The organism is Meiothermus sp. (assembly GCF_037443965.1).
GTDB lineage: Bacteria > Deinococcota > Deinococci > Deinococcales > Thermaceae > Meiothermus.
The window spans coordinates 71,745-83,964 of sequence record NZ_JBBINI010000005.1; the positions used below are offsets into that span (position 1 = coordinate 71,745).

Consider the following 12,220-nt stretch of genomic DNA (forward strand, 5'->3'; position numbering starts at 1 on the left):
AAACCAACTTACTCGCGGTTGGACATCATGATGGTCACGTAATGCAGGATGGTGGCCAGCGAGTTGGCCAGTGCCGCCACGTAGGTCATGGCAGCAGCCGTCAGGACTGCACGGGCGCCTCCCATCTCCGCATTATCGAGAAAGTTCATTTTCTTAAGGATGTTAAGGGCCCGGTTAGAAGCGTCGAACTCCACTGGAAGCGTTACTAGCTGGAATAGCGCGGCGGCTGCGAAGAGCCAGATGCCGATGCTCATTAGCCCGGTCGCGCCCATGAACATCCCGGCAATGAAAATCCAGGGGCCAAACATGCTACCGATGTTGGCTACCGGCAGGATGCTGTGCCGCACCCGCAACCAGGCATAGCTTTTGGCATCCTGGATGGCGTGCCCTACCTCGTGAGCCGCCACCGCGAGTGCGGCTGCCGAGGGGGAGTGAAAATTGGGTTCGGACAAACGAACGGCCTTGGCTATTGGGTCGTAGTGGTCTGTGAGCGCGCCGGGCACCATCTCGACCCGCACATTGTGCAACCCATAAGCATCGAGGATGGAGCGGGCCACTTGTTCTCCCGTCACCCCCCGGCTGTTGGCTACCCGGCTATAGCGGGCGTAGGTACGCTGGAGCCAGAGCTGTATGAACAGAGTTGCTACAAAAACCACAATCATTAGTAAGAACGTAAACGTCATTCTCGCCTCCTACACGTACAAGGTAGCAGAGCCTAGATGAGTGCTCTGAGTGCTGGGTCACTGGATTGGACTGAGTGCAAAAGATCACAATTGAGGGCAGTCTCGAGTGTGGAACACTCTTCTATATGTACCCCTCCCGCTCCCTTTGCCAATGGAAGGGCGGCTTCTGCTTAGTAGCTCTGCAGGCCGGTTTGTGCCACATGGTTTGCATCGGGATAAGCCAACAAACCCGCTCTACAGCTATTAGAGGACATCGAAGGTGTTGGCAAATTTAGGCTTTAGGGTTGCAAGGGCTGGCTGCGTACTGTGAAGCGCAGAGCGGTGCGTTCCTCGCTCTCGAGTTCCAGCTTTACAAAGGCCGGCTTCACAATCAAATCGAGGTTGTCAGGGGCAATGTATCCCCTGGCAATTGCGATGGCTTTGACCGCCTGATTGACGGCCTCGGGGCCAATGGCCTGGACTTCGACTTCGCTCTGGGAGCGCAGCAAAGCGGCGATAGCACCTGCGACGGAGTTGGGACGTGACTTGCCGGATACACGCAGCGTTTCCACAATACCTCCTAGGCGTAACGCTCCCTATTGCATTGTAGGAGCAACGGCAAAGCAATGTCAAGAAAATGCCCTCTTGGTGGGTATTTTATTGATTGATCCTAGGTGCGGCAAGCACTGGACGAGAGAAGTCGGGTATTTTTGTCCTGAACAACAAATAACAAGCTTTCTACACCACCATCCTTATATTGACGCAGCCCAGGGCGATCCGTATACTGCTTCAAATCTTCGCAAACTTATGCGAGGATTTCCCCCCACATGCTTTTTGCTTTGGTTCTGGAGGTCTGCGCAGATGAGATTTAAAGAGGCATATCCTGGTATACCAAATGGACGCGACGCTTGCGGAATTATCGCAATCGCCGAGAAGAGTGCACGCCCAAGCCATGCCAATGTGCAACGTACCATCGAAAGCCTCTACAAAATGGCGCACCGTGCGGGTTTGATCCGGGGGGAAGGCGACGGCACGGGTATCCAGACCGATCTCCCGCGTGAGCTTTGGGCAGGCTACCTTTACGAAGCAGGACTCGATAGCAACCTGGCCCAAAACCCGCGTTTTTTTGTCGGTCACCTGTTTATTCCCAAAACCGAAGGGACGCGGGTTCAAGAGCTCTTCGATCTGTTTCGGGTTGAGGGTTCAAAACGGGGAATCAAACTGCTGCTGGAGCGTAAAGGCGAGACCAACGGCAGTGTGTTGGGGCCGGTAGGCAAGCGCACCGAACCGCTGTTCTATCAGGTGGCAGGGCTCTCTACCGATGGCGATGGGCCCTTATGGGAACTGGGTCTCTTGCTCGAGCAGCGTTTCCCAGTGCATGTAGTCTCGGTTTCGACGGCTACAGTGGTCTATAAGGTGCGGGGGTCGGCTGAAATTCTTAAGCGCTATTTCCCCGAGCTCTCGAGGGCCGAGTACAAGTCCACCATCACCCTGGGCCATAACCGCTATTCCACCAACACCATGTCCACCTTCGAAGCGGTGCAGCCCTTTGGTTTGCTGGGCCACAACGGGGAGATCAACACCATCGAGCGACTTCGCCGTGAAGGGCGTTTCCTGGACATCCCGCTTACGGGGGGTTCTGATTCGCAAGACCTGAACCGTGTCCTCGAGGGTTTACTTTACCGCTTTGGCCTATCTTTACCGGAAGCTATGGATTTGGCGTTTCCGCCCATCTTAGGCGAGATCAAAAACTACTCACCGGCTCTACAAGATCTCTACATGAACCTCCGTCAGCGCTTTGGCCCACTGGCCCAGGGCCCGGCGGCCCTGGTGACGCGCCACCGCGAGGAGGCGGTTTTTGGTACTGATGCGATGGGATTGCGCCCATTGTGGTTTGTCGAGACCGACTCCGAGTATGTCTTTAGCTCGGAGCGGGGGGTCTTTACGGTGGAGGAATTCATCTCCGAACCGCGCCCTTTTGCCCCCGGCGAGAAGATGTACCTGCGCCTGACGGCCGATGGCGCGCGACTCTTTACCTATGACCGCCATCAGCGACAAGTGTTGGAGCGCATCCTGACTAAAACCCATCACCTCGAGGGCTATGCCGCCCACTTGGCCGGGCCCCGTTACACCTCGCCACCGCCTCTCTCTGGTGGTAGCGAAGCCCAAGTCGAAGACAAGCCTGCGCCGCCCTCGCTGAACCTCGAGCGGGCCTATGGCTGGGATCGCTGGGATGCAGGCTACCTCGAGGCCCTTGCCGAAAACGGCAACGAGCCCATCGGCTCTCTGGGCTACGATGGCCCCATCGCGGCCCTCAACCCTGAGAAACCCAACCTCGCGGAGTTCTTCAAGGAAACCGTGGCGGTCGTGACCAACCCGGCCATTGACCGCGAACGCGAGATTGAGCACTTCTCCACCCGTAGCGTCCTGGGTCGGCGGCCTTTGCCCGACGGGCGCGGGGCGGGCCATGTCGAGGAGCTGGTGGTGCCGGTGCTGCTGGAAGAGACCGCCCCTCGCGTGGGGGCCATTGTCCAAGGGCACGGCACCCTGACCTATGAGGAAGCCCTGCGCCGATTCAAGCACGCCGTGTTGCCATTGCAGTTTTCGGTTGAGGAGGGAATTGTAGCTGGACTAAAGCGCCTCCAGGAGGGCGCGGTAGAGGCTGTTCGTGAGGGGGCCGAACTTCTAGTGCTTTCGGATCGGGGAGCTTTTGAGGGTGGGGTCTGGCTGGATGTCTACCTAGCCCTAGCTGCGATTGGTAAATCGTTAGAAGAGGCCCGCGACGAGGAAGGGGTTTCGCTGCGCCGCCGTACCTCGCTCCTGGTGTACTCGGGTGGGGTGCGTAACCTGCACGATGTGGCAGTCTGCCTGGGTCTGGGGGCCGATGCGGTAGCTCCTTGGCTCATGCAACATAAAGCCCACGCTAGCAAGGGTACGCTGGGCTTGCAGAACCTGCTCGAGGGCCTCAAAAAGGGCCTGGAAAAGGTGATCTCTACCATGGGCATTCACGAGGTACGCGGCTATGGGCGTATCTTCAGTGCCATTGGCCTCAAGCCCGAGCTGGCCGAACAATTCGGTATTCGCAACTTCTTGGGCTCGGACAAGGCGGGCTATGGTTTGCTGGAACTCGAGCGCACCCTTTTGGAACGCCTCAACCTGCTCAACGCCGAGAAAGTCCTGCCTGCCAAGGACTTCCGCTTCAACCCCCGCATCTTCAAGGCGGCGATGGAGGTCTCTTCGGGCGAGTCGCCCTACGAGCACTTCCAGGAAAAGGTACGCGGCCTGGAAAACGAATCGCCGGTGGCAGCCCGCCAACTTCTGGGCATCAAGTTCGCCAGCAAATCCGAGGTCAATCCCGACGAAGTAGACCTGAGCGTGGGTGGCCATTCCCTGCCTTTTGTGATTACCGCTATGAGCTTTGGCTCCCAAGGTGAGACCAGTTTCCGCGCCTATGTGGAGGCGGTCAAAAAGCTGAACATGGTATGCATCAACGGCGAGGGCGGTGAAATTCCCGATATGTTGGGAAAATATACCCACTGGCGCGGCCAGCAAGTGGCCTCGGGTCGTTTTGGGGCGCACGCCTACATGCTCAACTCAGCGGGCTTCATCGAGATCAAAATTGGCCAGGGAGCTAAACCGGGAGAAGGGGGTCACCTACCGGGTAAGAAGGTCACAGCCAAAGTGGCGGCAGCCCGCAACGCCGTACCGGGTGTAGACCTGATCAGCCCCTCCAACAACCACGACCTCTACTCCATTGAAGACCTAGCCCAACTGATCGAAGAACTTAAGACCATCAACCCCAAGGCCAAGGTCTCGGTCAAGGTGCCGGTGATCCCTGGTATTGGCACCATCGCGGTGGGTATTGCCAAGGCTGGGGCCGATGTGATCGCACTCTCGGGTTTCGAGGGCGGTACGGGAGCGGCCCGCTGGCATGCCCTCAAATATGCCGGTCTACCGGTAGAAATTGGCGTACGTCGCGCCCACCGGGCGCTGGTGCGGGCTGGGATGCGCGATAAGGTGGAACTCTGGGCCGATGGCGGGCTCAAAACCGCCTACGACACCCTGCGAATGGTACTGCTGGGCGCAGACCGGGTGGGCATGGCTACCATGGCTATGGTAGCCATTGGCTGTACCATTTGCCGCCAATGCCAGATGGATACTTGCCATGTGGGCATCGCCACCCAGATCGAAACGTTGGAGCAAGCCCAAGCTCACGGCCTCAAGCGTTTTGTGCCCCAAGAGTCGAACCGAGCGGTGGAACAACTGGTTCATTTCTTCGCTGCTAAGGGCAACGAATTGCGGCGTTTGGTAGCTGCATTGGGCGAAATGAGCCTACGTGATCTGGTGGGCCGCAGCGACCTGCTCACCCAGGAGGGGCACGGCGAAGAAGTGGATCTGAGTTATTTCTTCGAACCTGTTTCGGCCCCTGAGTGGCTGGGCGAGCGCTCGGCCCATGTGCTGCGCAAGCCCCTAAACCAGCTCACCCGCTCGATTACCGAGGTGGTTACGGGTGCCTATGCTGATGGAGGGCGCGAACTGCTCTTTCAGGAAGGGCCGGTGGGCTCTACCGACCGTGCCCTGGGTACCCACTTGGCCGGAGAGATTGCGCGCCGCCGTCTGTATGGCAAGGGTTGGGACGCCAAGGTGGAAATTCGCTTTGATGCCGGTAGCGTAGCAGGTAACGGCATCGCGGCCTTCAACGTAGAAGGCCTGGATATCGTGGTGGAAGGAGGTGCACAGGATGGCATCGCCAAAAACGCCTACGGTGGCAAGGTGGCGATCCTGAAGGGCCGTAACCCCTTTGGCCAGTATGTGGACGGCTCAGTAGGCAAGTCGTTTGCCTATGGAGCCATTGGGGGCTTGTTGATTGTGGAAGGACAAGCCGACAGCCGCTTCTGCATTCGCCTTTCGGGAGCCGATGTGGTGCTGGCTGGCGAACCCGATCGTCCTGTGCAGGACGAACTGGGCAATATCGCGGCCCGTGCCCAGGCCAAGGGCTTTGCCTTCGAGTATATGACCCGTGGACGTGCAGTGGTGCTGGGCGATCCGGGCCCTTGGATCTGCTCGGGCATGACCGGTGGACGGGTCTACCTGCGCTACTGGCCGGAGATGGGCCTCAAGGAAGAAGCCATGCAGCGGCGGCTGGCCAAAGGAGCCAAAGTGGTGATTCAGAAGCTCGACGAGCGCGGTGTGGCCGACGTGCGCGAGCTAATGACCGCTTACCTTAACGAACTGCGCAGCGCCGAGCGCGACGAGAAAGCTGAACGCTTGATGAAGCTGCTGGTAGATCCCGCCACGCATTTTAGGATGGTAGTTCCTGCCAACCAACAGGTGGCACAAGAAGTCAGCACAGAGTAGATATGTACTTTGTAAGGGCAGCTCATCGTCTGCCCTGTATTGATTTGGGTAGAGCTACTATCAAGTCTGTCTGCGAATGACCCAAATGTTGATGAAAGAGACCCTCGGACGCGGCTTAGGCAGAGCTGCTTACGCAATCCCGGTGCGAAGCGCCAACCAAGTCGAAACCTAACTAGCGCGGCACGTGAGGGGTGCGTCTAGCGCTACTTACGCGCAGAGTTGGTATAAAAACTTATCCTGTTTATTGCTGCCGAGCGCAGACTGGTGTGCTACGCCTCGAAAAGTAGGTCTGCTGGTCAGGCGGGCTGTATGCGGCCCGTGTACGCGAAGGTCGGGGATTAGGTGCGGCGGGCTAATTCCAGTGGTTATGCAAGGAACCTTTTAGTCGTCATAAAACGGTAGAAAAGGCTTTTAGTAGCTAGTGCTCCGGTAACTTAATTCCCGGGATGGATCTGGCTCCCCTAATATCCGGTAGTTGCTTTGAGCGCTTCATTTTGGGAACTTCACTGCATATCAATCTCTAACTTACCAAACCACTAGAGAAAAGCTTTGACCCTACTGCTTATTCAAATATAAGGTGGAATGTGTCCATGGCTCATTCTGTATTTGGATTCAGTCTGTGTAACCAGGGCTTCTCGTTAATTTTAAGTCAAGGTACAATTGTCCCAGATGGAAGCCAAAGCGCTGCTGAATAAGCTGATATGTCGTACTGGACTGCTTGAACAGCACGTCCAGATTTTACGCAAGCTCGAGCCGCTGATGTCGCCGATGGCTTCGGAAATTGCGCTGGCCTTTTACGATTACCTGGGTAGGGATGAAGAAATGCGTGCCATTCTGTGGAACTCCCCTGGGAGGGTGGAGCGGCTTCATATGAGTTTCTCCAACTGGTATCGGGGGCTTTTTTGCGGCTCATATGATGGTGAATATGCCGAAAAACGTGCGCGTATCGGCTTGGTACATGCAGCTATTGGGGTTAAGCCCAGCTTCATTATGCCGGCTTTCGGCATTGTACAGGAGCTGTCGCTCGAGCACCTGCGCAACACCATTCGCTCGGCAGAAATTTTTAGTGCGGTAGAGGCTTTCCAGAAGATCATGGCGATCGAGGCTGCCATTATGCAAGACAGCTACATGCAGGCGATGGAGTTTGGCTACCGCCTGGGCGTTGCAACTGATCAAGAGAAGGCGTTGGTGATGGGGGCTAGGGCCATGTTGGAAAAAGCCAGTTGACCTTGTGGAGCCGTTTTGGCTTGATGCGTTACTGGTATTCGAGCCATAAATACGCTGTAAAAAACATCTAAACGTGTATAGGCTAGAAAATCAGATTGCGCTGGTTCAGCACCAACCGTTTTCGTGGTGAATTAGCCGCACATATGCTCCAAAAATCATACTTTTTTGAATCCGGGTCAACGTTTTGCAGTACAATCCCAGAGATGGAGCCTGAGAAACTGTTGCCAACCCTAATTCGACGAACAGGGTTCATGCAACAGCATGCACAAGCTTTGCGGAACCTCGAGCCCATTGCCGGCCCGCTGGCGCCCGAGGTAGCCCTGGCGTTCTACGACTACCTGGGCCGCGACCCCGAGATGCACGAAATTCTCTGGAGCGTGCCGGGCCGGGTGGAGCGGTTGTATCGGTCGTTTGCGGCATGGTACCGCGAGCTTTTTTCTGGTCAGTACGATGCCATTTACGCTGAGCGGCGGATGCACATTGGGCTGGTGCATGCCTGGGTAGGGGTACGCCCCAGCCATTACATTCCGGCGGTGGGCATTGTGCAGGAGCTGACCCTTGAGCATCTACGCAACGCCCTGCGTGGGACTGAAATATTCGTTGCCATTTCTGCCTTTGAAAAAATCATGGCGATTGAAATTGCACTCATGCAGGAGAGCTACTTTAGTGCGCTTTGGGAGGGTCTGAAACGAACCCAGAATGAAGATGAGGCGCTGGTTGAAGGAGCTCGAGTATTGCTTGAAAAGGCTCGCTGAGACTCTACTTACCCAACGCCTAGATGAGCTAATAATTTCCGATGCCTGAAAGCATATGTTGTTGTGGCAAGCACGATAAGATTAAGGCGTGATTCAGGCCATTCTGTTTGATCTGGACGAAACCTTGATCCTCGACCACCCAGTCTCGCTGCATACCTTGCGAAGCTGTGCCTTTTATGCAGCCTCCTGGTACAGCCTGGACATCCCCCGGCTCATTCAGGATGCCGAGGAGGTCGCGGTGCGGCTGTGGAAGGCCTCGCCGGTGTTTGACTATACCCAGCGCATCGGTCATAGCGCCGGGGAAGGGCTGTGGGCGCGCTACGAGGTGCAGACCCATCCGGCCCTGAAGACCCTGCACGACTGGGCGCCTTCCTTTCGCGCGGCCGTCTGGAACGAAACGCTGGCTCGACAAAACATTTACGACGAAGCCCTTTGCGAAGCCCTGGCCCACCGCTACTTTAGTGAGCGGCGGTTGTATCCGCGCTATCCCGAGATTGATGAATTGTTGAAGGCCCTTTCTGGCTACAAGCTGGGCATCGTCACCAACGGGGTACCCGATTTGCAGCGCGACAAGCTCGAGGGCTTCGGCCTCAAGGATCGCTTTCAGGCCACTGCAGTATCGGGTGAGCTAGACATCGGTAAACCCCAGCGTGGTATTTTCGACCATATCTGCAGGGCGTTGGATGTGGAACCTTCGGTTTGTGTGATGGTGGGCGATAATCCCGAGCGCGATGTAGCGGGTGCCGCGGCCGCGGGGATGAAATCGGTCTGGGTCGAGCGTGGCTTCAAGGCCAAAGACCCCAACCACCCAGCGGATCTCGAGGTGTCCAATCTACTCCAGATGCTCCCCTGGTTGGAGGCGTTATGACCTACCATGAGGCCCACCAGCACGCCAGCCGCCACCGCGCCGAGATACTGCAAAGCGAGCAGTGCGGCTGCTTTTACTGCCTGCGCATCTTCCCACCAAGCGAGATTGAAGAGTGGATAGACGAAGGCCAGACCGCACTCTGCCCTTACTGTGGCATAGATGCGGTGCTGGGCTCGGCCTCGGGCGCCCAGATCACCGAGGATTTTTTGGGCCAGATGCGCGAGCGCTATTTCTAGCGCAGGGCTTTCAGCGCCAGCTTGATGAGTTCTTGGGTGCCGGCCTCGGGGTTTTTCTGGGCGATCTCGGCCACTATGCTGCGCACCTGGCTTTCACGAAAGCCCAGGGTGATGAGGGCCAGCTCGGCCTCCTCGGTCTGGCTGCTGCGCACCAGGTGGCCCCCTTCGCCCATCAGGTGGGCCGGCACCTTGCCGCGCAGCTCGAGCGCAATTCGTTCCGCCAGCTTTTTGCCGATCCCCTGGGCCGCCGTGAGCAAGCGTAAATCGCCCTCGGCCAGTGCCCGCGCCAGCAGCGCAGGGGTTTGCGAGGAAAGCAGGTTGAGGGCAACCCTGGGCCCCACCCCCGAAACCAAGAGTAGGAGTTCAAATAGTTCTAGACTGCGCTCGTCCGCAAAGCCAAAAAGCGATAGGTCATCTTCGCGGACAATTAGCTTGGTGTACAGGGTGGCCTCTTGCCCTTCGGTCAGCCCAGCGAGCGTAGAGGCTGGGCAGCCGACCTCGAGGCCCACGCCGCTCACTAATAAGACCGCAGTGTTCAGACCCCTCTTAAGTACCGTTCCTTTGAGGTAACGAATCACATGAACAGTTTACTTTCCGCTGTAGTTGGGTGGTCGCTTCTCGTAGAAGGCTTGCACTCCCTCTTTATGATCCTCAGTACGCCCCGCGACTTCTTGCAGCAGAGCCTCGTATTCCAACATCTCTTCCAGCGTCGCGCTGGCACTGCGCCGCAAGGCCCGCTTAATCAGGCCAAAGGTCTTGGTCGGCCCCTGGGCCAGTTCGGCTGCAAGCTGCGCCACGGCACTATCAAAAGATTCCGCCAACACCACCTGGTTAACCAGGCCCATCGCCAGGGCCTCCTCGGCCTTGATGCGCCTGGACAAGGCTTCCAGCTCAAAAGCTTTGGCGTGTCCCACGATGCGGGGTAAGTGGTAGTTCATGCCTGCATCGGGAATCAACCCGATCTTGCTGAAACCCGTGGTGAACACCGCATCTTCAGCGGCAATCCGCAGGTCGCAAGCCAGCACCAGCGACATGCCCGCCCCGGCAGCAGCCCCATGAATGGCAGCAATGACCGGCTTTTCCAAATTGACGATGTTCTCGACCACTGCCTGGTAGTTGCGCAGATGGGACTTGTAGGAGAGGGTCTTGCCTTCAAACTCGCGCAAATCCTGTCCAGAGCAAAAACCCCGCCCAGCGCCTCGCAAAACCACCACCCGAATTTCGGGCTGGGCAGCTTCTTTGCCAAAAGCCTTGCTAAGCTCGCGCAGCATCTCGGTGGTAAGGGCATTAATGGCCTCGGGCCGGTTCATGGTTAGGGTTAGGATGCCCTCCTGAAGATCGCTCAACAGCACGCTCATGCTCCCTCCATGCTTATGTTTTCCTGCATTCTTCTCAAGAGGCGAATTTGCCCTGCGTGGTAGATATCGTGGTTGGCGGCCCCGAAAGCATGTTCGGCCAGCGTCCATCGTCCCGATTTTTGGTTCAAGTCTTGGGGCTTCAAAGCGCTCACGGCTTGGCGCAGCTCGAGGTGAACTTCATGCAGCAAGTGCAGGTCTTCTTTCCAGGCGCTGGTGCTGGGTTTTTCGGGTACCGATGGGAAGTTGGCGGGTTTGCGGGGAAACTTGCCCCGGCTGAGGTCGCCCTTTAGGTGACGCACGGCCATGAACTTCCAGTAGGCGCAGTGCAAAGCATATTCCCAGATACAGTGCCGCCCTTCAGCGGGCCGCCAGAGGGCTTGTGCTGGGGTCAGACCCCGCAGTGAATTGTGCAGGTTTGGCCCGTGCCAGGTGGGTTGCTCGTAGGCTTGGTCGAGCAATATCAAAAGCAGTTGGACTTTCGATTCCGTCATAACTCCTCCAGAGCATGCGCTAGGCTATTTGCCGATAGCCAGCGATCCGAACCCAAGCCTCTAGATGACCGTTCTCCTATCCTCCCTACCTTCCTTTCCACTCCGGCCTCCGCTTTTCTACAAAGGCCGTCGTACCCTCCGCCTTGTCCTCGCTGCCAAAGGCGATTAAAAAGTTGCTGCGCTCGAGGCCCAGCCCGTGCTCCAGGCTCATATCCTGGGCCCGATTGACAGCATCCTTGGCTAGCCGTGCGGCCAGGGGCGCTCGAGCGGCGATGGTTTGGGCGAGCTCGAGGGCCTCCTCCAGATAAAGCTCCACCGGCACCACCTTGTTCACCAGGCCATGCTGCAAAGCCTCCCAGGCCGAGAGCACCCGCCCGGCCAGAATCACCTCCATGGCCAGGTACTTGCCCACCTGCCGGGTGAGGCGCTGGGTGCCCCCGCCGCCGGGGATGATCCCCAGATTGATTTCCGGCTGGGCGAACTTAGCGGTATCGGAAGCCACAATCAGGTCACAGAGCATGGCCAGCTCACAGCCGCCCCCATAGGCAAAGCCCGAGACCGCGGCCACCAGCGGCTTGCGCACCTTGCGCAACACCTCGTACTGGTCGGCCCGCAGGCCTTTCATCAGCTCGGCCAGGCTGGTTTGCTGGAACTCGGCGATATCGGCCCCGGCGGCAAAAGCCCGCTCGCTGCCGGTAATGACCATGGCCCCGATGGCGGCATCCTGCTCGAACGCAGCAATGGCGGTAGCCAGCTCGCGCAGGGTGGCGCTGTTGAGGGCGTTGAGTTGCTTGGGGCGGTTGAGCCGCACCAGCCCGACGGCCCCGTAGGTCTCCACCAGAATGTTCTCGTACATAAAACCCCTGAAGCCTACTTGAGGCGGTCTGCCGGGAAGCGCTCGTTTTCCCAAACGTCAATAAAGGCCGTGCCCGCTGCCAGCCGGGCGCTGTGCGGAACGCCGGCGGGAATGTGGTAGTAGTCGCCCTTGCGGAACACCCGGGTCTCGCCGCCGATTACGAACTCGACCTGGCCTTCCAGCACCACCCCCCACTGGCCGTCGTGGGCGTGTTCAGGTACGAAGGTTTCTTCGGCGACCTGGGCAAACCCCACCTGCCCCTTGTGGCCCGAAAGCACCGCCATATCCATGCCGGGCCAGATTTCCACCTGCTTAAAGACCTTAAACCACTCGGGAAAGACGTCCATAGCGTGTGACCTCGCTGATAGCTTATCGCCTTTGGCATTGCGCGAACAGCGTCCTGGTTTTT

12 protein-coding genes are annotated in these 12,220 nt (G+C 57.8%); 5 read left to right on the forward strand and 7 right to left on the reverse strand.

Going from position 1 to position 12,220, the window contains the following annotated elements; all coding sequences use genetic code 11:
- Window positions 1-8: 8 nt before the first annotated feature.
- Window positions 9-683, reverse strand: coding sequence for a zinc metallopeptidase (locus WKI89_RS04305; RefSeq protein ID WP_337867989.1), 675 nt, complete (start codon window positions 681-683; stop codon window positions 9-11).
- A 278-nt stretch (window positions 684-961) separates the two neighbouring features.
- Window positions 962-1,234: a stage V sporulation protein S gene (locus WKI89_RS04310; RefSeq protein ID WP_013014065.1), complete on the reverse strand. Its 273-nt coding sequence runs from the start codon at window positions 1,232-1,234 to the stop codon at window positions 962-964.
- Between the two features lie 289 nt (window positions 1,235-1,523).
- Between WKI89_RS04310 and WKI89_RS04315 the strand changes: the two genes are divergently transcribed.
- The 5 genes from WKI89_RS04315 (at window position 1,524) to WKI89_RS04335 (ending at window position 9,106) form a co-directional block, all read left to right on the forward strand.
- Entirely contained in the window at window positions 1,524-6,020 is a 4,497-nt protein-coding gene (locus WKI89_RS04315) for a glutamate synthase-related protein (protein WP_337867990.1), read from the forward strand.
- Between the two features lie 669 nt (window positions 6,021-6,689).
- A complete protein-coding gene (locus tag WKI89_RS04320; RefSeq protein WP_337867991.1) occupies window positions 6,690-7,247 on the forward strand; it encodes a protoglobin domain-containing protein in 558 nt (185 codons plus the stop codon).
- A 203-nt stretch (window positions 7,248-7,450) separates the two neighbouring features.
- Window positions 7,451-8,002: a protoglobin domain-containing protein gene (locus WKI89_RS04325; RefSeq protein WP_337867992.1), complete on the forward strand. Its 552-nt coding sequence runs from the start codon at window positions 7,451-7,453 to the stop codon at window positions 8,000-8,002.
- An 88-nt stretch (window positions 8,003-8,090) separates the two neighbouring features.
- Entirely contained in the window at window positions 8,091-8,870 is a 780-nt protein-coding gene (locus WKI89_RS04330; protein ID WP_337867993.1) for an HAD family hydrolase, read from the forward strand.
- The gene (locus tag WKI89_RS04335; RefSeq protein WP_337867994.1) at window positions 8,867-9,106 is read left to right on the forward strand and encodes a cytoplasmic protein; all 240 of its coding nucleotides are present in this window, start codon (window positions 8,867-8,869) and stop codon (window positions 9,104-9,106) included. Before WKI89_RS04330 ends, WKI89_RS04335 begins: the two co-directional genes overlap by 4 nt.
- Here the strand turns inward: WKI89_RS04335 and ruvA are convergent.
- The 5 genes from ruvA to WKI89_RS04360 all read right to left on the reverse strand — a co-directional run bounded on the left by ruvA (window position 9,103) and on the right by WKI89_RS04360 (window position 12,158).
- Window positions 9,103-9,684, reverse strand: coding sequence for a Holliday junction branch migration protein RuvA (gene ruvA / locus WKI89_RS04340; protein WP_337867995.1), 582 nt, complete (start codon window positions 9,682-9,684; stop codon window positions 9,103-9,105). The two genes, WKI89_RS04335 and ruvA, sit on opposite strands and share 4 nt — an antisense overlap.
- A gap of 9 nt (window positions 9,685-9,693) precedes the next feature.
- Entirely contained in the window at window positions 9,694-10,464 is a 771-nt protein-coding gene (locus tag WKI89_RS04345; RefSeq protein ID WP_337867996.1) for an enoyl-CoA hydratase-related protein, read from the reverse strand.
- Complete coding sequence (locus WKI89_RS04350; protein ID WP_337867997.1) at window positions 10,461-10,955, reverse strand: DinB family protein; 495 nt, start codon at window positions 10,953-10,955, stop codon at window positions 10,461-10,463. The genes WKI89_RS04345 and WKI89_RS04350 overlap by 4 nt, the downstream gene beginning before the upstream one ends.
- A gap of 85 nt (window positions 10,956-11,040) precedes the next feature.
- Complete coding sequence (locus WKI89_RS04355; RefSeq protein WP_337867998.1) at window positions 11,041-11,811, reverse strand: enoyl-CoA hydratase-related protein; 771 nt, start codon at window positions 11,809-11,811, stop codon at window positions 11,041-11,043.
- A 14-nt stretch (window positions 11,812-11,825) separates the two neighbouring features.
- A complete protein-coding gene (locus WKI89_RS04360; RefSeq protein ID WP_337867999.1) occupies window positions 11,826-12,158 on the reverse strand; it encodes a cupin domain-containing protein in 333 nt (110 codons plus the stop codon).
- Window positions 12,159-12,220 lie beyond the last annotated feature (62 nt).